12 protein-coding genes are annotated in these 21,962 nt (G+C 65.8%); 5 read left to right on the top strand and 7 right to left on the bottom strand.

What is annotated here, in order from left to right:
• Positions 1-92: 92 nt before the first annotated feature.
• Together V6M89_RS10820 and V6M89_RS10815 are read right to left on the bottom strand one after the other, a co-directional pair.
• Positions 93-1,478 carry a sensor histidine kinase gene (locus tag V6M89_RS10820; RefSeq protein ID WP_332853191.1) on the bottom strand — a complete coding sequence of 462 codons (1,386 nt, stop codon included), beginning with the start codon at positions 1,476-1,478 and terminating at the stop codon, positions 93-95.
• Positions 1,475-2,155, bottom strand: coding sequence for a response regulator transcription factor (locus V6M89_RS10815; protein ID WP_332853190.1), 681 nt, complete (start codon positions 2,153-2,155; stop codon positions 1,475-1,477). Before V6M89_RS10815 ends, V6M89_RS10820 begins: the two co-directional genes overlap by 4 nt.
• Before the next feature lie 168 nt (positions 2,156-2,323).
• On the opposite strand from V6M89_RS10815, the gene V6M89_RS10810 reads away from it, so the two are divergent.
• The gene (locus tag V6M89_RS10810; RefSeq protein WP_332853189.1) at positions 2,324-6,808 is read left to right on the top strand and encodes a beta strand repeat-containing protein; all 4,485 of its coding nucleotides are present in this window, start codon (positions 2,324-2,326) and stop codon (positions 6,806-6,808) included.
• Positions 6,809-6,865: 57 nt separating this feature from the next.
• Here V6M89_RS10810 and araH read toward each other — a convergent pair whose 3' ends face one another.
• Genes araH through dgoD form a run of 5 tightly spaced genes read right to left on the bottom strand, consistent with a single transcriptional unit; the run spans position 6,866 to position 14,142 of the window.
• Positions 6,866-7,849: an L-arabinose ABC transporter permease AraH gene (gene araH / locus V6M89_RS10805; RefSeq protein WP_332853188.1), complete on the bottom strand. Its 984-nt coding sequence runs from the start codon at positions 7,847-7,849 to the stop codon at positions 6,866-6,868.
• Positions 7,846-9,414, bottom strand: a complete 1,569-nt coding sequence (gene araG / locus V6M89_RS10800) for an L-arabinose ABC transporter ATP-binding protein AraG (RefSeq protein WP_332853187.1) — start codon at positions 9,412-9,414, stop codon at positions 7,846-7,848. The genes araH and araG overlap by 4 nt, the downstream gene beginning before the upstream one ends.
• 1 nt (position 9,415) lies before the next feature.
• Complete coding sequence (locus tag V6M89_RS10795) at positions 9,416-10,387, bottom strand: arabinose ABC transporter substrate-binding protein (protein ID WP_332853186.1); 972 nt, start codon at positions 10,385-10,387, stop codon at positions 9,416-9,418.
• 30 nt (positions 10,388-10,417) lie between these two features.
• Positions 10,418-12,970, bottom strand: a complete 2,553-nt coding sequence (locus tag V6M89_RS10790) for a beta-galactosidase (protein WP_332853185.1) — start codon at positions 12,968-12,970, stop codon at positions 10,418-10,420.
• A 23-nt stretch (positions 12,971-12,993) separates the two neighbouring features.
• Positions 12,994-14,142, bottom strand: coding sequence for a galactonate dehydratase (dgoD, locus tag V6M89_RS10785; protein ID WP_332853184.1), 1,149 nt, complete (start codon positions 14,140-14,142; stop codon positions 12,994-12,996).
• A 221-nt stretch (positions 14,143-14,363) separates the two neighbouring features.
• Here dgoD and V6M89_RS10780 point away from each other — a divergent pair, with 221 nt between their 5' ends.
• The 4 genes from V6M89_RS10780 (at position 14,364) to galA (ending at position 21,948) form a co-directional block, all read left to right on the top strand.
• Complete coding sequence (locus V6M89_RS10780) at positions 14,364-15,287, top strand: SMP-30/gluconolactonase/LRE family protein (RefSeq protein ID WP_332853183.1); 924 nt, start codon at positions 14,364-14,366, stop codon at positions 15,285-15,287.
• A gap of 48 nt (positions 15,288-15,335) precedes the next feature.
• Positions 15,336-16,298, top strand: a complete 963-nt coding sequence (locus V6M89_RS10775) for a LysR substrate-binding domain-containing protein (RefSeq protein WP_116990545.1) — start codon at positions 15,336-15,338, stop codon at positions 16,296-16,298.
• A 141-nt stretch (positions 16,299-16,439) separates the two neighbouring features.
• The gene (locus V6M89_RS10770; RefSeq protein ID WP_332853182.1) at positions 16,440-19,031 is read left to right on the top strand and encodes a TonB-dependent receptor; all 2,592 of its coding nucleotides are present in this window, start codon (positions 16,440-16,442) and stop codon (positions 19,029-19,031) included.
• Between the two features lie 73 nt (positions 19,032-19,104).
• On the top strand, positions 19,105-21,948 hold the full coding sequence (gene galA, locus V6M89_RS10765; RefSeq protein WP_332853181.1) for a beta-galactosidase GalA: 2,844 nt from the start codon (positions 19,105-19,107) through the stop codon (positions 21,946-21,948).
• Positions 21,949-21,962: the final 14 nt, after the last annotated feature.

Genomic DNA, 21,962 nt, shown 5'->3' with positions numbered 1-21,962 from the left:
CTGTTAGCACTCCCTTGGAACGAGTGCCAATTATAGGGACGGTATTGGGCTATTTCAAGACATACTTGCTGAATTGATGTGATTGGCCAGGCTCAGGCGGCCGGCAGGCTCAGGCGGAAGCGCACCTGGCCCGGCTCCGCATCGGCCAGCACGAGGCTGCCGCCGTGGGCCACGGCGATGTCGCGCGCCAGCGACAAACCCAGTCCTACGCCCGGCACCCGGCGCTGGTGGGCCTGGTCGGCCCGATAGAAACGGTCGAACAGCCGGTGCCGGTGCTCGGGCGCGATGCCGTGCGATGCGTTGCCGACGTCGATGCACCATTGTTCGCCCTCGCGCCGGGCCGACAGCGCGATCCAATCGCCCGGCAGGCCGTATTTGATGGCATTACTGACAAGGTTTTGCAACACCTGGCACAGCAGCTCGGCGTCGCCGCGCACGGCGATGCGCTCGGGCAGGGTCAGGCGCAGCGGGCGTTCGGCGTCCAGCAGGCCGATGTCCTCGGCCAGTTCGTCCAGCGTCGGGCGCAGGTCGACCGGGCACATGGGGATGGCCAGTTGGCCGGCGTCGGCCCGCGCCAGCAGCAGCAGCTTGCGCACGATGCTGTCCAGGCGTCGTACTTCGTCCAGCATATTGGCCAGCCCCTGTTCCAGCACGGGATCGGCTCCGGCCCGGGCGAAGCCGCGTTCCAGCTCGCCCTGGAGGATGGTCAGCGGCGTCTTCAGCTCGTGGGCGGCGTCGCCGGAAAAGCGCGCCGCCTGCAGGAAGCTGCGCTGCAGGCGGTCCAGCATGGCGTTGAACACGCTGACCATCTGGGCGAACTCCAGGTCTTCCTCGGCGGCGGAGACGCGCCGGTCCAGCTCGCTTGCGTTGAGCCGCACCATGACGCCGGTCAGGTGCTCCACCGGCCGCATCGCCCGTCCGGCCAGATACCAGGCCAGCGCGCCCATGGCCACCGCCAGCACCGCGATGGCGGCCGCGAAACGCACCAGGCTGGCGCGCACCTGGGCATCCGACAGGCTGCGGTTGACGGCCACCCAGATCGTGACGGAGTCGTGCACCGAGCTGCCGATGCGCCAGCTCTGGCCGGCGCCCTCCACGGTGTGCAGGCCGGGGCCGCGCGGCAGGCTGGCGTTGCCGAACACCTGCCGCCAGGCCGGGCTGCGGTATTGCGGGACGCGGCCGGCATCCTCCACCAGCAGCAGGGTGTGGGCCAGCGGTGCGCTGTCGGGCGGGGCGAAGCCGCTGAAGCTGGCGTTGAGCTGGGCGTCGGTGGCCGGCCACAGCGCTTGCGGCGTGGCCTGGAAGCCGGGGCCGGCCAGGTGGGCCGACAGCATGCGGTCGATGATGTCGGCGCGCCGGTGGATGATGGTGTAGCTGGCCATGGCGTACAGCAAGATGATGGCGGCCAGCGCGGTGAGGGTGGAGCCGAGGGCGATGCGCAGCCGGAACGAGCGCAGGCGCGGCCAGCGCGCCCTCACGCCGCAGCGTCCGGCTTGCGCAACCGGTAGCCGACGCCGCGCACGGCTTCGATGGCCACGCTGTCGGGCAGCTCCAGCTTCTTGCGCAGGCGCTGGATGCAGACGTCCACCATATTGGTCTGCGGTTCGAAATCGTAGCCCCACACGTGTTCCAGGATCTGGGTGCGGGTATATACCCGGCCCGGCGAGCGCATCAGGTATTCCAGCAGGTTGATCTCGCGCGCGGTCAGCTCGACGGCGCGGCCGTCCACCTCGGCCACCCGGCTCAGGCGGTCCAGCCGCAGCGGGCCCAGCGTGAGGACGTTCTGCCGTTCGCCGCTCACGCGCCGCAGCAGGGCGTGGATGCGCGCCACCAGCTCTTCCACATAGAAGGGCTTGGCCAGGTAATCGTCGGCGCCCAGGTTGAGGCCGGTCAGTCGGTCGTCCAGTTCGTTGCGGGCGGTCAGCAGGATCACGGGCGTGTTGCGCCCCTCGCGCCGCATGGCCTTGAGGATGGACAGGCCGTCGCGGCCCGGCACCATCACGTCCAGCAAGACCACGTCGTAGTCGCGGGCCAGGGCGTAATCATAGCCAAGGTTGCCATCTTCGCAATGGTCGACCAGGAAACCGTGCTCACGCAGGCCGGTGCATACAAAACTGGCAATTCGTTGTTCATCTTCTACTAAAAGCGCTTTCATGGCGGCATTGTCGGGGTTGGCCCGGCCGCCGTCAATCCTGGCCTTTGATTACAACTTTGTAATCGTTCTGTTTGCCAAGCTGTCATTTTCCCTTGATTTAATGCAAGTGTGTCAAACCATAAACAAAGGGTAAAGATGAGTATCGGCAGCTGGTTAAAGAAAAACGTGGTGAAACCTATCGTCAAGGTGGTCGACAAGGTCGGCGACACCGTCAAGGACCTGGGCAGCGACCTGAACGGCATCGGCGACGCCTTCGACGCGGTCGGCAACGACATCGCGGCGGCCGCCAAGAAGATCAGCGAGCTGGGCTACACCAAGAAAAGCCTGGGCAACGGCGACAACAATTACACGGCCAGCTCGCTGGGCGCCAACATCATCCACGGCGACGGCGGCAACGACACCATCACCGTCAACGCCGGCGCCTACAACAACCTGTACGGCGACGACGGCAACGACACCATCATCGTGCGCGTGGGCGGCTACAACCGCATCGACGGCGGCAACGGCGACGACACCATCCGCGTCGATGTCGGCGTCTACAACAAGATCACGGGCGGCGCCGGCAACGATTCGGTGACGGTGGCGGCCGGCGCGGCGGCCGACGTCGACCTGGGCGACGGCAACAACAGCCTGTCCATCAACAGCGCCTACAACGAGATCACCGCCGGCAACGGCAGCGACCGCGTGACGGCCAATGGCGGCTGGAACAAGATCGACGTCGACGGCGGCGACAACACCATCACGGCCAACGGCGGCGCCAACACCATCAGCACCGACGGCGGCAACGACAACATCACCGTCAACGGCGGCTCCAACACGGTCAACGCGGGCGACGGCTGGAACGTCATCAGCGCCGGCGGCGCGTCCAACGTCATCAACACCGGCAAGGACGCCGACGTGGTCACGGCCGACGGCGCCAGCAACGTCATCAGCACCGGCGGCGGCGACGACCGCATCACCGTCAAGGCGGCCAGCAACGTGATCGACGCCGGCGAGGGCACCAACACGGTGACCGCCGACGGCGGCAACAACCACATCACGGCCGGCGCCGGCGACGACACCATCAAGGCCAACGGCGGCGCCAACGAAGTCAAGGCCGGCAACGGCAACAACAACGTCACGGTGAACGGCGCGGCCAACGTGGTCACCACCGGCACCGGCTGGGACACGGTCACCGCCGCCGGCGGCGCCAACATCATCAGCACCGGCGCCGGCAACGACAAGGTGCAGGCCGTGGGCGGCGCCAACGTCATCAACGCCGGCAGCGGCAATGATGTCGTGGTCGCACTGGGCGGCGCCAACGGCATCACCGCCAGCGACGGCAAGGACAACATCGTCGCCGGCGGCGGCGCCAACGTGGTGATCGACGACGGCGGCGGCAGCAACATCGTGCTGGGCGGCCTGCTCAACATCGCCTACACCGGCGGCGCCGGCAACCGGGTGGCGGCGCTGGGCGACAGCAACGCTCTGGTCAGCAACCAGGGCGGCAACACCGAAGTGGCGGTGGGCGTGAACAACGTGCTGTTGGCCAACGGCAGCGGCAACACGCTGGTGGGCGTGGGCGGCGCCAACCTGGTGGCCACCACCGTGGGCGGCGACACCGTGGTCGCGCTGGGCGGCGCCAACGTCGTGCTGACCGAACTGGGCGGCATGGTCAAGGCCGCCACCGGCGGACTGGCCAAGGTCTTGACCGACGCTGTGCCGGGCAAGGCGGCCGCCACCGCCATCAACAACGCCAGCGCCAAGCTGGCTGCCGCCCTCAACAGCGGCGCCGGCAACGATATCGTGGTGGCCGTGGGGGGCAACAACGTCATCTACACCGGCGCAGGCAAGGACGTGGTGACGGCTGCCGGCGGCAACAACATCGTACTGGCCAACGGCGGCGACAACGTCACCACCGCGCTGGGCGGCAACAACATCGTCGTCAACACGGCGGGCAACAACGTGGTGACGGCGGCCGGTTCGGTCAACGTCATCGTGACCGGCCTGGGCGATGGCCTGGCCGACGTCACCGCCAAGCTGGGCAGCGCGGCCGGCGGCGCCACCAAGGCCGTGGCCGCCTTCATCGGCAGCAATGTGGCGCACGGCGACGGCAACGACGTGATCAGCGCCATCGGCTCGACCAACGTGGTCTACACCGGCGGCGGCAACGACGTGGTGACCGGCATCGGCGCCAACAACGTGGTCTGGAGCGGCAGCGGCAACGACACGGTCACCGTGTTCGGCGCGCGCAACGTGGTGTGGGGCGACGCCGGCGCGGACACGGTCACGGCCGTGGGCGCCAACAACCTGCTGGCCACCGGCAACTACGCGGAAACCGCCGCCACCGCCGTCGGCCTGGTCGACTCCATCACCGCCGGCGTGGCCGCCACCGACCTGGTGGCCAAGGCCGGCCTGTCGGGCGCGGCGTCCGGCCAGAGCGGGCATGACGTGATGACGGCCTTCGGCAAGAACAATGTGCTGATCGGCGGCAGCGCCGACACCGTGGCCACCGCGCTGGGCGTGAACAACCTGGTGGCGACCGGCGCCGGCAACGACGTGGTCAGCGCCATCGGCAGCAAATCCGGCATCGTCACCGGCGCCGGCAACGACGTCGTCACCGTAATCGGCACGTACAACGTGGTGTCGGCCGGCAACGGCAACAACGTGGTGACCGCGCTGGGCAAGGGCAACCTGATCGAAGGCGGCAGCGGCGACGACGTGCTGACGGCGCTGGCCTTCGGCACGGTATCGAAGTCGGTCAACGTCAACGGCAACCTGATCGTGGCCGGCGACGGCAACAACGTCGAAACCGTGGTCGGCAAGGACAACGCCGTGATCGGCGGCAGCGGCAAGGACGTGCTGGTCATGGTCAGCTACGGCGGCGGCAACACCAGCACCACCACCAACGAAGCCGAAGGCAGCAACCAGACCACCACCAGCACCACCAAGGGCAGCACCCAGCTCAACGTGGGCTGGACCGGCGCCGGCAACGACACGGCCGTGGTCTATGGCGACCACAACGTGGTGCTGGCCGATTCGGGCGACGACTTCCTGGTCGTGCTCAACGGCAGCAGCAAGCTGAGCTACTCCAGCACGACCACCGAGGCGGTGGAAGGCTCGGACAAGGCGCAGACCACCAGCTCGACCAAGGTCAGCATCGACACCGGCATGAACTTCGTGCACGCCGGCGACGGCAACGACACCATGATCCTTGCAGGCACCACCACCATCGGCATGGGCGGCAACGGCAACGACCTGATCGTCTCGTCCGGCCAGAACAACATCGCCATCGGCGGCGCCGGCAACGACACCATCATCGGCCTGGCCGAGATCACCGTGTTCAACGCGGCCGAAGCCATCGTCGAGAACGACTACGAGTCGGCCGGCGACTGGGTGGGCGCGGCGATGAACGCCAACTTCATCCGCTCGCAGTACGGCGCGCTGGCCAAGGGCGACCTGGGCAAGCTCAACCTGGTGGGCAATGTGATCGTCGGCGGCGCCGGCGACGACACCATCTTCGCCACCAATGCCGGCAGCTACGTCGGCGGCGGCGACGGCAACGACACCATGATGGGCCTGGGCTGGGGCGTGATCGATCACCTGCTGGTGGGCAAGGCCAACGCCCTGAACGCGGCCTGGACCGACGCGGGCAAGGGCTTCGACGCCATCACCAAGTATCTGAACACCACCCTCACGGATGAGATCAGCAAGGGTTGGGCCGGTGTGGCGGACAGCATCAAGGCCGAGCTGGCCAAGGCCACGGCCAGCGGCGGCAAGCTGGCCGACGGCTTGAACAGCGTCGTCAACGATGCGCTGGCCGGCATCTCCAGCACCACCGGCTTGTCCACTTCCGGCATCGACGTGGCCACGCCGCTCAAGTCCGCGCTCGACGGCGGCAAGAGCGGCCTGACCACGGCCGTCAACGGCATCAGCAGCGGCGTCAACTACGTGGCCGATGCCGACGTCGGCACGGCGCTGGCCGATGCCACCGACTGGATGGGCAGCGCGCTGAAGACGGCGTCCAACGCCAGCGGCGACGGCGTGAACTGGCTGGGTAAATACCTGGGCGTCAATCTGCACCTGAGCGAATTCAAAGGCGCCGACTTCTTCATCGCCGGCATGCTGGCCTATACGCTGGGCTACAAGTACGCTGGCAACAACCGCCTGTTCGGCGGCGCCGGCGACGACACCCTGTACAGCGGCATGGGCAACGACGCCCTGTACGGCGGCGCCGGCAAGGACACCTATGTGATGTCCATGGGCGACGGCAAGGATACGGTGCATGAAGTGGCTGGCGGCAACGACGTGCTGAAGTTCACCGGCAACAAGCTGTTCAGCAGCGTCACCATCGCCGCCGATCACGTCAAGGCCAACATCGACGGCTCCGACCTGGTCATCAACTATGTCGATGGCGGCAAGTCCTACGCGCAGTTCACGGTGGCCGACTATGCCAAGACCAACTTCAGCGAGGTGGACCTGGTCGACGCCAGCGGCAAGCAGGTGGCCGCGATCAACTTCGCTGATCTGGTGGCGCATGCCGACCAGGGCAGCAGCCCGTACGATATGGCTGCCACCTGGACGGTGGACCGCATGCACACCTTTGCCGATTTGCTGACCGCGTCCATCACGGGCGGCAGCGCAGGCGTGCAGCTGGTGGGTGTGGCCAGCTAACCCCGGCAGAGCGGGGGCGGACCCCGTTCGGGGTCCGACCCCAGTGGTTCGGGGGGATCAACGGCGCTCGCCGCGGGTCTTCAGCTGGTCCAGCAGCACCGCGGCGAGCAGGATCACGCCGCGCATCAAATACTGGTAGAAGGCGTCGACGTCCAGCAGGTTCATGACGTTTTCCACCGTTCCCATGATCAGCACCCCGATCAGCACGCCGAACATGCGCGCCTTGCCGCCTTGGAGCGACACGCCCCCCAGCACGCAGGCCGAAATCACATCCAGCTCAAACCCCTGCGCCGCATTCGGCTGGCCGCTGGTGATGCGCGAGGCCAGGATCAGGCCCGCCATAGCGGTGACCAGGCCTTGCAGCAGGAAGATCCACACGCGCAGCCGCTCGACGCGCACGCCGGCCAGCCGCGCCGCTTCCGGATTGCCGCCGATGGCCAGCGTATTGCGGCCGAAGACGGTCTGGTTCAGCAGCACGCCGAACACCAGGAAGCAACAGGCGCACACCAGCACCGGCAGCGGCAGGCCGAAGATGCGGGTGTCGCCGAAGTTGATGAAGGCGTCGTTGCTGATGCCGACCGCCTGGCCCTTCGATACGATGAAGGCGAGGCCGCGCACCATCAGCATGGTCGCCAGCGTGGCGATCAGCGCGTTGACGCGCAGGTAGGCGATCAGCACGCCGTTCAAGGCGCCGATCAGCGCGCCGGCAACCAGGCCTGCGCCCACCGCCAGCAGCACGCTGCCGCTTTGTTCCAGCACGATGGCTCCCAGCACGCCGGCGAAGGCGATGGTGGAGCCGACCGACAGGTCGAAATCGCGCGAGGCCAGGCACAGCATCATGGTGCAGGCCACCATGCCGATCTGCGCCACCGACAGCATCAGGCCGACCACATTCGTCAGCGAGAAGAAGTTCTCGACGGTGACGGCCAGCACCGCGAACAGCAGCACGTAGGCCAGCGGCATGCTGTATTCAACCAGCCACTGACGCTGGGCCTGGGACACCGCAGGCTTGGCGGCGGGATTCAATTGTGAGACGTTCATGCGATGCTCCGGGTAGGAAGTGCGGGCGTTTCAATGTGGTTGGCGGCGAGGGCGGGCGAGATCGAATCGGGCAGCGCCAGGCGCAGCACCTCGGTTTCGCTGGCGTCGGCGCGCGACAGCTCGCCGCAGATTTCGCCTTCGCGCATGACGATCACGCGGTCCGAGATGCCCAGCACTTCCGGCAGCTCGCTCGACACCACGATCACGCAGCAGCCGCGCTCCGCGACTTCGTGAATGATGCGGTAGATATCGTTCTTGGCGCCGACGTCGATGCCGCGCGTCGGCTCGTCGAGGATCAGCACCTTGAGGTCGGGTTCGGCCAGCCAGCGCGCCAGGATCACCTTTTGCTGGTTGCCGCCGGAGAGCAGGCGGATCTCCTGCTGGCGGTTGGGCGTCTTGATGCGCAGGCGGGCGATGAAGTCCTCGGCCAGCGCCGCTTCGCGTTTGTGGCGCAGGAACAGGCCGCCCAGCAGGTCGTGGCGGCGCACGCTGATGTTGATGTTCTCCGCCACCGAGGCGGTGGCCAGGATGCCTTGCTCCTTGCGGTCCTCAGGACACAGCACGATGCCGGCGGCGATCGCGGCGGACGGGCCGGCGGTCGACACGGTCGCGCCGTCGAGCACCACGTTGCCGGCGCTGCGCGCATCGGCGTTGTACAAAAGGCGCATCAATTCGCTGCGGCCGGCGCCGACCAGGCCGAAGAAGCCCAGCACCTCGCCGCTACGCACGGAGAAGCTTTGCGGGCCGCGCAGTGGGCCACTGAGATGCTTGCCCTTCAGGCCTTGTATCTTCAGGCGTTCTTCGCCGAGTGCGCGGGGACGGTAGTCGTAGATGTCGCTCAGTTCACGGCCCACCATGTCGCTGATCAGGCGCTCGCGCGGCACGTCGGCCATCACGTTGTGGGTGACGATCTTGCGGCCGTCGCGGAAGATGGTGCAGGCGTCGCACAGCGCGTACAGCTCTTCCAGGCGATGCGAAATGTAGATCAGCGTGCGGCCGTCGGCGCGCAGTTCCTTCACGAGGCGGAACAGGATTTCGGTTTCGCGGTGCGACAGGCTGGACGTCGGTTCATCGAAGGCGATGACCTGGGCGTCCTGCATGATGGCCTTGCAGATCTCGACCATCTGGCGCTGCGCGATCGACAGGTCGGCCAGCTTTGCGTCCGGCGCCAGGTCGACGCCGATGGCGGCCAGCTTCTCGGCCACCAGTTTGTGGGCTTTCGGTTTGTCCAGCAGGCCGAAACGGGTGGGCATGCGGCCCAGCAGCACGTTCTCCGCCACGGTCAGCTCGGGCACGTATTGCAGCTCCTGGTGGATCACGGCGATGCCGGCTCCGATGGCATCCTTGGCGCTGGTGAAGCGGCATTCCTTGCCGTCGACCAGCAGGCGGCCGCCGTCAGGCTTGTACTGGCCGCCGAGGATCTTCAGCAGCGTGGACTTGCCGGCGCCGTTCTCGCCCAGCAGGCCGTGGACCTGGCCGGCGTGCGCGGCGAAGCTGACGCCGTCGAGCGCCTTCACGCCGGGGAAGACCTTGCTGACCTGGTCAAACTGCAGGTACGCGGTCATGTCACTGACCCATTTGCTTGCGCACGTCGGCCTGGTTGGCGCGGGTCATCAGCATGCCCTTGGTCAGCACTTCCGCTGGCGGCACGCCTTTGCCGGTGATCCAGTTGTACATATTGACTGAGGTCTGGTAGCCATGCTCCTTGGCGCTGATCATCACCGAGCCATAGAAGCCGGTTGGCGCCGGTTTGTTCAATTCGTTTTCGGCGGCCTTGGCGCCGCCGATGCCGACGCCGACCATGTTGTCGGCCTTGATGCCGCGGCCTTCGGCGGCGCGCACCGCGCCCAGCACCGCTTCGTCATTCAGGCCGACCGCCACCCAGTGCTTGAAGCGGGCGTTCTTGGTCAGCGCGATGTTGGCGGCGTTGAAGGCGCTTTCGGTATCGGTCTTGGATTGCGGCGCATCGACGATGTTCGCCACCGGGAAGCCGGCCGCTTTCAACGCATCGACCGCGCCCATCGTGCGTTCCTTGGCGGTCGGCAGCTGGTCGTAGGCGACGCGGATCGCGCCCACGTCGGCCATATTCCATTTGCGCGCCTTGATTTCGGCGGCGATGCCTTCGCCTACCTGCTTGCCGATGGCGTAGCCGGAGATGCCCATGTGCGGGATCGAGGCGATAGGCTTGCCGCTGCCGTCGACCAGGCGGTCGTCGACCGAGATCACTTTCATGTTATTGCGCTTGGCGGCGCGTTCGACGGCGGTGCCCAGCTTGACGTCGGGCGCGCAGATGACGAAGCCCTGCGCTTTTTGCGCGGCCAGGTTGTCGATCGCGGCGATCATCTTCTCGCCGTTAGGCACGCCGATCTTCACCAAAGCGAACCCTTTTTCCTTCGCCGCCTGTTCGGCGTAGCGCCATTCGTCCTGGAACCAAGGCTCCTCGGCCTGTTTAACGAGGAAGCCGATCTTGACCGGTTCGGCGGCGTGGGCTGCGGCCATCAGGCACAGGGTGGCGGCTGCGAGCAGGGTACGTTTCATGGTGGGTCTCCAGTGTTTGTATTTTTTTGTTTATGGCGTAACGCGCAGCTGATACACGGGTATCACGCTGACGCTGCGGACGGCGGCTACTTGGGCCTTGCCGGCAAAGTCGGGTCTCGCCTCTTTGGGCAAGTAGATGGGGGCGTCGGCGCGCAACGGCAGCACGGAGACGGTCAGCGGCTGGTCGAGCAGGGCGCTGGCCTGGCGCAGGCCGAACTGCCATTGGTAGCCGCTGTAGTACCAGTCGTCCAGCATGCGGGTGCCCGAGTACAGGCGGCCGATGTCGCCGACGAAGTCGATTTGCAGCAGGGCGTCGTCCAGCCCGCGCAGCTGTTCGCGCGGGATGTTGATCTGCCAGGCGCCTGCGGCCTTGAAGTTTTCCGGCAGCGGTTGCATGGCGGCTTTCGCGCCGCCGCCGATGACGATGGGCGCCGCTTCTTGCGCCGCGCGCGTCGGCGTGACGCTGGCTTTCAGATCGCGTGCCGGCAGTTCGGCTTCGAAGGTTTGGAAGATGCCGTTGTTGCCGGCTGCGCGCAGGGTGACGCGCTCCTCGGCCGCAGGCTTGCTGTGGCTGTCCGTGGCGTTCTTGCCGCCGGGCGCCGCGGTCGACCACGCAGGGCTGCCGGTGCTTGCTGTCGGCTTGCCGCTCAGCGCAGGGTAGACGGCAAAGCGGAACTTGTTGCTGCCTGCGGAGCGCATTTGCAGCGCGCCTTCGGCGACGTAGGCCTGCTGGCCGCTCAGGATCAGGCGGCGCTGGCCGCCCAGTTCCGCCACGCTCAGTTGCTGTGATTGTTCGGCCGTCAGCACGACGATGGTCAGCGGCCGCTTGCCGGCGCGCTGCACGGTCAGCGCCGCGCCGGCGCCTGGCTGCACGCCGCTGAGCAGTGCGCGGCCACCAGTGACGGCAAGCTGTCCGCTGCCGGCGTGGATCTGCGGTGCGAGCGCGGCGTCGAACGCCAGTTCCACCGGCACGCCGGCGCTGGCGCCGAACACCGCCACCACGCCGGCCTTGCCCTGGTCGAGCAAGGCCAATGGCTGCGCCGTTGCATAGGCGAGGTTGACGCCGTCGAGATCGAGGTTCAGCGGCCAGATGAAGTAGGCGCCGTCGGCGATATCGACCGGCGTGGCGGGCAGCGTGATCGTCTGGCCCGGCAGCTTGACCGAGAACTGCGTGGCCTGCTGCTGCGCCATCGGATACTGGCGCACGTGGTTGTTCACGAACAGGAAACCTCGATCGCCTTCGCTGCGCACGGCGAAACGCGCCGTCTTCAGGTCGTCCGGCGTGGCGGGTGACGCATCCGGCTTGCGCACCGTCATCGGCGCCAGGCGTGAACCGAAATCGTGCAGGAACAGATGGAAGGGACGCAGCTTCTCCAGCACCTTGCGCTGCTGGCCATCCGGCCCAAGCGGGGCCTGGAAGTCGTAGCTGATCATGGTGGTGTCGTTGTAGCCGCCGCTGAGGGTGCTCTCTTCCATCGATGTGCCGCCCAGGCCAGTCGGATTGCGGCCGCCGTGGAACATGTAGTAGCCCATCAGGTTCACGCCGGAACCCAGCTGCACCGGCAGCATCGACGCGATATCGTCCGCCGACACCACCGTGCGGCGGCGGTACATGAACGGCAAGCCCGCGCCGTATTCCGCGCCGAGGAAAGGCGTCACGTCCTTGTCCGTCTCCGCCGTGCCGGGCGCGTGGGCGGCGGTCTGCGCACCCAGATCGCCGCTGACGCGCGTATCGAAGCGGAATGCGTAAGTCTCTTTTGGCGGTAGCTCTTTGGTGCTGGTGCCCCAGGGTTCGTCGGGATAGCCGCCGAACACCGGCGTCACTTCGCCCGTTGGATAGATGGTGCCGTCCCAGCCAGTGACGGTGTAGTAGGGCACATCCATGCCCGCCTTCAGCGCCAGCTTCTTCAGCGCGGCGATGTGCGCGGCGCCCTGGCCGGGGCCATCGATGTTGTATTCGTTTTCCAGCTGGATGCCGATCACGCGGCCGCCATCCTTCCAGAACTGGCCCTTGAGCTGCGCGCCGATCTGCGCATACAGCTTCTCCACCAGCGCCATGTACTGCGGATCGTTGGAGCGGGTCGGCATGGTGTTGACCACCCAATCCGGCACGCCACCGTAGCGCACCTCCGCATGCGCCCACGGCCCCACGCGCACCACCACATCCAGCCCGGCCTTGGCGGCCAGCTGCACGTAGCGGCGCAGGTCGCGGTTACCCTGCCAGTCGAATTTACCCGCCATTTCTTCGTGGTGGTTCCACATCACATAGCTGGTGACGATGTCGATGCCGGCGGCCTTCATTTTGCGCAGCTCCGCTTCCCATTGCGAAGCGGGCGTGCGGCTGTAATGGAACTCGCCCATCACCGGCAGCCACGGCGCGCCGTTGCGGGTCAGGTAGCGCGCATTGGCGCCCAGCCTGTCGCCATTGGGTGCAACGGAACTGCCCATGCGCAGCGCTGCCGCTTTCGGTGCTGGCGTGGCCGCGCTGGCGTCGATGGATAACATCGTATCGGCGCTGGCGGTACCCGCCAGGACGCCCGCGATCAGCGCGGCGATCGAATGGCGGCGTAACCCAAAGGGCATGTAGGGCGTGTGGCCTGCCATGATTACCACTCGGCGACGCTGCCGTCGGCGTGACGCCATACCGGGTTGCGCCAGTCGGGCGCATTTTTGCTGGCGGCGATCACGCGTTCCTCATCGATCACCACGCCCAGGCCAGGCTTGGTCAGCGGCTTCATGTAGCCGTCGGTGATGCGGAAGTCTTCCTTGTTGAGGACATAGTCGAGCAGCTCGCCGCCCTTGTTGTAGTGGATGCCCATGCTCTGCTCCTGCAGCACCGCGTTGTAGGACACGAAGTCCACGCTCAGGCAGGCCGCCAGCGCGACAGGGCCCAGCGGGCAGTGCGGCGCCAGCGTGATGTCGTAGGCTTCCGCCATCGAGGCGATCTTCAGGCATTCGGTGATGCCGCCTGCGTGCGACAGGTCCGGCTGCACGATGGACAGGCCGCCGGCATGGAACACGTTCTTGAATTCGAAGCGCGAGTACATGCGCTCACCGGCCGCCAGCGGAATCGAGGTGGTTGCTGCCAGGCGCGGATAGTATTCGGCCTGCTCGGCCAGCACCGGCTCTTCGACGAACAAAGGACGATACGGCTCCAGCTCACGCAGCAGCACCTTGGCCATCGGCGCGGCCACGCGGCCGTGGAAGTCCAGGCCGAATTCGATGCTGTTACCGAAGGCGGCGCGGATCTCCGCCACGCGCTCGACCGCCTTGTCGACGGCGGCTGCGGTGTCCAGCATGCCCAGCTCCTCGGTGGCGTTCATCTTGAAGGTGTCGAAGCCGCCTTCGCGCAGCTTGCTGATGTGGTCAATGATGTCGGAAGGACGGTCGCCGCCCACCCAGCTGTACATCTTCATGCGGTCGCGTACCAGGCCGCCCAGCAGCTCGTAGACCGGCTTGCCCAAGACCTTGCCCTTGATGTCCCACAGCGCCTGGTCGATGCCGGCGATGGCGCTCATCGTGATGGCGCCGCCGCGATAGAAGCCGGCGCGGTACATGGTTTGCCACAGGTCGTTGATGCGGGAAGGGTCCTGGCCGATCAGGTACGGTTCCATTTCCTGTACCGCCGTCTCCACGGTGCGTGCGCGGCCTTCGATGACCGGTTCGCCCCAGCCGACGACGCCTTCATCGGTTTCGATCTTGAGCAGCATCCAGCGCGGTGGTACACGGTAGGTCGTCAGTTTGATGATTTTCATAGGTGTGGAGAGTGAGTTCAGGAACAGCGTCCAGTCTAAGCCTGCCAGCTAGACTGGAAATATGATTAATTCGTAAGTAGGCATATCAATATCGCATAGCTGGGACGGGGGCTCGCAGGTATTCGATATCGGCATGGCAGCGGGCGATTTATTCATATCTGCGAGGGGAAAGGTCCGCTTAGACTGGTGCGGTCACGTCATCTATCTGGAGCCCCCGCAGCATGAGCCAACTCAGTACGCCCTTCGCTACCACGCCCGGCATCATGTTGGTACGCGTCGGCCAGGCCGGATGCGCGCTGCGCTGGGACGCCCAGGCGGCCTGCTGGCGCTGGCCGGACCCGCAAGGCGGCCAGTTGTACGCCTGGCCCGCGCAGGACAGCATGCCGAGCGGCGTGCGCCTGCTGGAAAGCGCCGGCGTGATCGCCTGCTGCCGTTCCGGGAGGGTTCTGCTCGGCCTGGGCAAGCGCCTCGGCATGGTGGAGCTGCCGGCCGCCGGCCAGGTCGGCCGTCCGCTCCAGGCGCAGGTGCTGGCGACCATCGACGCCGCCGAAGCGCGCACCGTCATCAGCGACGGACGCACCGACCGGCACGGGAATTTTGTCTTTGGTACCGCTAACACCGGCGCCGACCAGCGGCCTATCGGCAGCTTCTACCAGTATTCGACCCGCCACGGGCTGCGCCGCCTGGCTTTGCCGGTGGTGGTCACGGCGCGCAGCATCGCCTTCAGCGTGGACGGCGCGCGCATGTACTTTGCCGACGCCACCAGGGGCGGCATCATGCAGTGCGCCTATGACGCGGAGCGCGCCAAGGTAAGCGATGTGCGGATGTTTGCACCGGCGCCGGAGCGGGGCGCGGCCATCGTCGACAGCGCCGGCATGCTGTGGAGCGTGCAGGGCGGGGCGCTGGCGCAGTACGACGCCGACGGCCATCCACGCCAGCGCATCGAACTGGCGCGCGAGCCGGTGGCCAGCATGGCCTTCGGCGGCGCCGACTTGAAGCAGCTGCTGTTGCTGGGCGCGCGCGGCGGCCTGTATGGATTGCCGCCCGGCGTGGCCGAGGGCCTGGCGCCGGGCATGGCCGACACCCCGTTCGATGACGGCCCTGCGGCAGTCGCCGATTCCCAACGTCCGCGCCACGGTGATTGACGCTGCATCGGCGCGCCCTTATGATGGGCGATCCAGAAAATCACCCTTATGACTGATTCAAGCTCCGATCGCTTCGTCCGCTCCCACCTGAAAACCCGCCATTTGGTGTTGTTGGTCGAATTGGGCCGGCATGGATCGATTGCGCATGCAGCGCAAGCCGCCAACCTGACCCAACCCGGCGCGTCCAAATTATTGGGCGAGCTTGAACACGCGCTGGGCGTTCAGTTGTTCGAGCGCCTGTCGCGCGGCGTCGCGCCGACCTGGTACGGGAAAGTACTGATACGGCGCGCCGGCGCGGCGCTGGCGGAGATGGACGCGGCACACCAGGAAGTGATGGAGCTGTTGTCCGGCTTGCGCGGGCGCGTGGGCATAGGCACCGTGCTGGCGCCGGCCACCGGCCTGGTGCCGAAGGCGATCAATCTGCTGAAATCGCGCCACTCGCGGGTGCATGTCTCGGTCAGCATGTCGACCAGCAAAGCACTGGTGGAGCGCCTGCGCAGCGGCGAGCTGGATCTGGTGGTAGGCCGCATTCTCGACACGGCGGCCGCCGACGAACTCAATTTCGAACCGCTGACCGACGAGCCGCATTTGCTGATCGCGGGCGCCGGCCATCCGCTGGCCGGACGCACCGACCTGAAATTGGAAGACCTGATGGAGCAGTGCTGGATACTGCCGCCCGCCGGCAGCATCCTGCGCGACCGCCTGACGGCGCTGTTCCTTTCGCATGGCCTGGAGCAGCCCGCGGAAACCGTCGAGACCCTCGATTTGCCCGTCGTTGCCAGTCTCCTCATGAGCAATGACATGATCGTCGCGCTGCCTGCGGACGCGGTGCAGCCGTATCTGGAGGCGGGCCTGATGACGGTGCTGCCGTTCGACCTGGGTGTCAGCATGGATTCGTTCGGCATTGTGACGCGCAAACGACACCAGCTCTCGCCTGGCGCCGATGCGATGCTGCTCGCGCTGCGCGATGCCGCAGCCGCCATCTATCCTCACTATCGCCGGCCTGCGTAAGCCGCTGCGGGCTTGATATACGATCTTGGTATGGCCCGCACTCAATAAGCTATTGGAAGTGTTTCTTCCGTTTCGCTAGCATCCAGTTATTCGTCCGAGTCGTTAATCAGAGACGGAACCAAAACAACACTGGAGATGCACATGAAGCACAAAAAAATGAGCTGGCTCATCGCCACGCTTTTCACGTCCCCTATGCTGGTCCAACAAGCGCTTGCCCAGGAAGCCGCAACCGACATTCAGCAAGTGAGCGTCACCGGCATCCGCGCCTCGGTGCGTAATGCGTTGGCCGCGAAGGAAGCTTCGAACAGCATCGTGGAAGTGATCTCGTCGGAAGACATCGGCAAGCTGCCGGATACCACCATCGCCGAATCGCTGGCGCGCCTGCCGGGCATGTCGTCCGGCCTGGATCGCGGCAACGCCAGCCAGATCGTCGCGCGCGGCATGGGCCCGCGCTTCATCGGCGCCACGCTGAACGGCCGTGAACTGGCCTCGTCGGAGCCTAACCGCGCCGTGCGTTTCGAGCAGTTCCCATCGGAGTCGCTGAGCGGCGCCACCATCTACAAGACGCAGAACGCCGAGCTGGCAGAAGGCGGCATCGCCACCACCATCGACCTGCAGACCGTCTCGCCGCTGAAGTATTCGGGCCGCCAGGTTTCGTTGAAGGCGGATGCGCTGTACTACGCGCTGGCCAAGGACATCGGCGGCGCCGACAAGACCGCGCCGCGCCTGGGTGGTGTTTACATCGACCAGTTCAACAACAAGACGCTGGGCGTGGCGTTGGCCTTCAGCTACCAGGACCAGCCTTCGCTGCAGAAGAACGTGCGCCACTGGGGCTTCAATGAAGACCACTCGGCTGACCTGAACGGCGACGGCAAGGTAGACAAGACGCCGTGGGGCTTCCAGGACGAAGTCAAGCGCGGCAAGGACAAGCGTACCAGCCTGCTGGGCAAGGTCGAATGGAAACCGTCCAACGATGCGCTGATCACCGCCGACAGCTATTACGCCAAGGCCGCGATCCGCGAGCCGGGCCTGCAGCACTGGACCGGCGACCTGGGTAACTGGGACGGCTACGAGTCGGGCAACTTCAGCAACCTCGATATCCGCAACGGCTACGTCGCCGGCGGCACGCTGAAGAACGTCGGCGTGGTCACCAACGACTACCTGTGGATACAGGACACCAGCGTTGCCGCCAGCGGCATCAACGGCAAGTTCAACGTCGGCGACTGGAAGGTGGAGAGCGACCTGTCCACGTCCCACGCGATGCGCAGCAGCCAGTGGCGCGACGTGCGCCAGTATTCGAACAACCCGACCACGATCACCTGGGACTTCACCGGCAACGAGCACCAGAGCTACAACTTCGGCATGGACACCGGCAACCCGGCCAATTTCGGCGCGCCGAGTTTGTACGTCGATACCGACGGCCATATCAAGGATCTGCTGAACGCGGTGAGCCTGAACGCATCGCGTCCGATCGAGGGCAGCATCATCAGCCGCCTGAAAGTGGGCGTGCGCGCCACCGACCGCGAGAAAAGCTATCGCCAGACTACCTGGCAGCTCAATCCAACGGCGGCGATTCCTGCATCGGCCTATGAGACGGTCAACGTCAGCGGCTTCCCATCGTATATCGCACTGAAGGATTTCGGTGCTTCGACGGCGGCGGCTTTCGGCGCGGATGCCTTCAATCCTGACGGCCGCCCGCAGACGCAGAACGACCTGCTGTCCGGCTGGAAGGTCAAGGAGCGCAGCACTTCGGCCTTTGTACAGGGTGACCTGGACGGTGTAGCCTTCGGCAAGACCTATCGCGGCAATGTTGGCGTGCGCCTGGTGCACACCACGCAGACCGGCTACGGCATGCAGTCGCTGAACGGCGCCGCGCCGACGGCGGTGGAAGGCGGCACCTCCTACAACGAGATCCTGCCTAGCCTGAACCTGATCTTCAACATGGACGAAGCACAGCAGCACCAGGTGCGCTTCAGCGTGGCGCGCGCCATGTCGCGGGCGCCGCTGGACGAGATGCGCTCTTCGCGCAACCTGAACGTGGTCACGGATACCACCCAGCCGATTACTGGCAGCGCCGGCAATCCGGAGCTGAAGCCGATGATGGCCAACCAGGTCGACCTGGTCTACCAGTGGTACTTTGGCAAAGACTCGTTGCTGTCGGCTGGCGCGTTCTACAAGAAGGTGTCGCGCTACATCGCCATCACCAGCGACACCACCACCGTCAACGGCCGTCCAGCCACCGTCACCCGTTCGGTCAACGGCGACGGCGGCGACATCCGCGGCGTGGAACTGGTGTACCAGCAGGCCTTTACTTCGCTGCCTGCACCGTTCGACGGCCTGGGCATCGCCAGCAACTACGCCTACACCACCAGTAACATCCGCGAGAAAACGCCGAGCGTGAATCCTTATCCGATCGAAGGTCTGATGAAGAGCAATGGCGGCGTGACGCTGTGGTACGAAAAGGCAGGCTACGAGGCGCGCATCTCCGCCAACTACCACAGTGCTTTCGTGCGTAATCCAACCTGGGGCGCCGGCCAGTTGATCGAGAATGAAGCCGAAACCTACTTGACGCTGAACCTGGCCAAGCAACTGACGCCGAATGTCCAGCTGCGCTTCGGTATCGACAACCTGACCAACCAGAAGGCGGTCTATACCAGCGCGAACATCCCTGTACAGCAGGAAGTGACCGAGTTTGGCCGCCGCTTCAACCTGGGTCTGTCGTTCAAGCTGTAATCTGTTTTTATCGTGGTTTTAGCGGAGCGGTGCGTGATGGCGCTGCTCCGTTTTTTTATTAAGGGGGCGCGGATTGAAATCGACCACATTCAACTGGCGGCGGCTGTGTTCCGCCGTTCTTCTGCTGACGGCCTGCGTGGCCGCGCAGGCTGCAACGCCGGGGCGTGAACGGCTGTCGCTGGATCGCGGCTGGCTGTTCCACCTGGGCGATATCGTCCAGCCGCCGATCAAGGGGCATGGCGAATCCTACGGCAACGCCAAGGCCGGCAACGCCGCCGGCGCGGCCGGTACTGAATACGACGATTCCGACTGGCGCCACCTGGACCTGCCGCATGACTGGGCGGTTGAAGGTCCGTTCGATCCCAACGCCAATGTCTCGCAGGGCTATCGTCCGCGCGGCATCGGCTGGTACCGGCGCTACCTGCGGGTGGACGCGGCCGATCGCGGCCGCCATTTTGAATTGCAGTTCGACGCCATCGCCACCCACGCCACTGTTTGGGTGAACGGCAATGTGGTGAACCGCAACTGGTCCGGCTACAACTCCAGCTATATCGACATCACGCCCTATCTGCGCTACGGCGACGCGATGAACACCATCGCCATCCGCGCCGATGCGGAGGCCATGGAAGGCTGGTGGTATGAGGGCGCGGGCATGTATCGCCATGCGTGGCTGGTCAAGCGCGATCCGGTGCATATCGTGACCGACGGCGTACATGCGACGCCTCGCCTGGGTAAGGGCAACCAGTGGACTATTCCAGTGGAGGTCACGCTGAACAATAGCGGCAAGCAGGCCAGTGGCGTGACGGTGGAAGTGTCGGTGTTCGACCCTGCCGGCAAACAGGTGGCCCGCCAGAGCGCGGCCGCGCGCGTGATGGCGCTCGGCACGAATACCGTGCAGGTGCCGCTGGCCATCGCCAATCCGGCTTTGTGGTCGCTGGAGAAGACCAATCTGTATCGCGTGACGACGCGCGTTCTGCAGGATGGCAGGCCGCTCGACGAGGTGTCGTTGAATACCGGCTTCCGCACCATCCGCTTCGATGCGGCGCAGGGCTTCTTCCTCAATGGCGTGCATGTGAAATTGCAGGGTGTGTGCATCCACCAGGATCATGCAGGCGTTGGCGTGGCGGTGCCGGATTCCGTATGGGAGTATCGCCTGCGCCGGCTGAAGGAACTCGGTGTGAACGCGATCCGCTTCTCGCACAACGCGCCGGCGGCCGAAGTGCTGGACCTGGTGGACCGCATGGGCTTCGTCGTCATGGACGAGAACCGCAACTTCAATCCATCGCCGGACTACATGCGGCAGCTGGAGTGGATGATCAAGCGCGACCGCCATCATCCGGGCGTGATCCTGTGGTCGGTGTTTAACGAGGAACCGGAGCAGGCCACCGAAGTGGGCTACGAAATGGTGCGCCGCATGTCGGCCGCCGTGAAGGCGCTGGACGATACCCGCCCGGTGACGGCCGCGATGAATGGCGGCTTCCTGACGGACCTGAATGTGTCGCACGCGGTGGACGTGGTGGGCGCCAACTATCAGGTGCCGGACTACGACCGCTATCACAAGGCCTATCCGAACAAGCCCTTCACCAGCTCCGAGGACACGTCGGCCTATATGACGCGCGGCGAGTTCAAGACTGTCCGCGAAAAGAACCTGATCGCCAGCTACGATGACGATGCGGCGGAGTGGGGCAACACCCATCGCGACGCCTGGCAGGCGATCGCCACGCGCCCATATGTGGCGGGTGGCTTCGTCTGGACCGGTTTCGATTATCGCGGCGAACCGACGCCGAACGAATGGCCTTCGGTCAGCTCGGTGTTCGGCATCATGGACCTGAATGGCTTCCCGAAGAACGCCTACTACATCCACCAGGTGCAGTGGATCAAGGATCGTCCGCTGATCCACATCGCGCCGCACTGGAACTGGAGCGGCAGCGAAGGCAAGGATATCCGCGTCATGGTGATGGCCAACGTGGAGCGCGTGCAGTTGTTGCTGAATGGCCGCCTGCTGGGCGAACAGAAAGTGGACCCGTACCGCATGAACAGCTTCAACGTCGCCTACGCGCCCGGCAAGCTGGAAGCGATCGGCTACAACGGCGGCAAGGAAGTCACGCGCACGGCGGTCGAGACCACCGGCGCCGCCGTGGCGCTGGAGCTGCTGCCGGACCGCGCACAATTGGCCGGGGACGGCCGCGATGCGATGCCGGTCACCGTGCGCGCGCTGGACGCGCAGGGCCGCGCTGTGCCGCTGGCCGATGCGCAGGTGACGTTTGCGGTGACGGGCGGTGGCCGCTCCATCGGTCATGGCAACGGCGATCCTAACTCGCACGAGGACGAGAAGGGCGCGACGCGCCGCCTGTTCAACGGTCTGGCACAGCTGATCGTGCAGACCGACTACGACGGCACGGAGGCGATCAGCGTGACCGCCACCGCGCCCGGCCTGGCGCCGGCGCACATCAGCATTCCGGTCAAGACGGTTCCGGCCCAGCCCTACGTGGCGGCGGCCGAAGCGCCGCTGACCTTCGTGCGCAGCTGGCGCATCGCGCCGGACAGCGCCGAGCGTCCCGACCCGAACCAGCAGCTGGCCAGCTTCGACATGAACACCTGGGGCTGGGGATCGCCGCCGATGATCGCGCCGGCCGCCGCGAAGTATCACCTGTACCGCGCCAGCTTCACGCCGCGCAAGAACCTGTCCGACGGCAGTGGCACGATCCGCTTCGCCGGTGTGCGCGGCAAGGCGGAGGTCTGGCTGGACGGCCAGTTGATCGGCAAGAAGGACAGCTACGCGCTGGCGGCGTTCGAGCTGCCGCTGCCGGCCGGCGCCGGCAAGCGCGAAATCAACGTGATCGTCGAGGCGGAGCCGGGCCAGGCCAGCGGCATCGAGGGCTATGTGAGCATTACGCCACGCTTGCTGGCAAAGTAGCAATTTTTTCCGCG

The sequence above is a fragment of the Duganella sp. S19_KUP01_CR8 genome (assembly GCF_036688705.1).
Classification (GTDB): Bacteria; Pseudomonadota; Gammaproteobacteria; order Burkholderiales; family Burkholderiaceae_D; genus Rugamonas.
Note: the sequence above shows the minus strand (reverse complement) of the source record. Positions and strands in the feature narration are given on the sequence as shown.